This is a genomic window from Massilia consociata, assembly GCF_042432755.1.
GTDB lineage: Bacteria > Pseudomonadota > Gammaproteobacteria > Burkholderiales > Burkholderiaceae_D > Telluria > Telluria consociata.
The window spans coordinates 1-696 of record NZ_JBHLWP010000039.1; the positions used below are offsets into that span (position 1 = coordinate 1).

General features: G+C 62.4%; 1 pseudogene. It reads right to left on the reverse strand.

Annotation, left to right across the window (positions count from 1 at the left end):
- Positions 1–696, reverse strand: a pseudogene (locus ACFFJK_RS22990) (IS3 family transposase); the annotation flags it as partial.

The window sequence follows — 696 nt, forward strand, 5'->3', positions numbered from 1 at the left end:
CATCATGTCGCGCACCGGCTCACCAGGCAGGCCGCGGCCGATCCAGGCCCGCCAAGCGATGATCTCGCGGTCGCAGCAGTCCTTCATGAATACGCCAGTGACCACCTCGCCATTGCTGCAGGCGATTTCGAAGCCGTCCGAGCACCAGCGTTGGTTCGATTCCTCGACCATCACTTTGCCATCGTGAGCGCGGCCGCTATCACTACGCCTAGGCGATTTCGGCAGCAGCAATCCCTGCTGCTTCATCACGCGGTACATCCGCTTGTGATTCACGGGCGGCAGACCTATCAAGCCGCGGGTACGGTTCACCAGGGCGCCGGCGCGGCGATAGCCGTAAGTCGGCAGCGCCGTGATCTCGGCGCGTACCGCGTCGGCAATCATCGCGTCAGCGACAGGATCAAGCTTGACGACGGTGCGCTTGTCGACCCAATCCGCAGGTCGGGCAAGAAGGTCAATCACGTGCGAGCGCGCTACACCGAGGACAACGCAGACAGGCTTTACTGCCCGTCCTTGTCCAATAAGGGTGAGCGCGCAATCCACTTTTTTTCGCGAGCCAGCTCGACCGCTTCTCGCAGGATCTCCGCCTCCATCGTTTTCTTGCCCAACATCCGCTGCAGTTGTGCGATCTGGGCGCGTGCCGCTGCCAGCTCGCTCGCCGGCACAACTGATTCACCTGATTGCACTGCCACCAGGGCG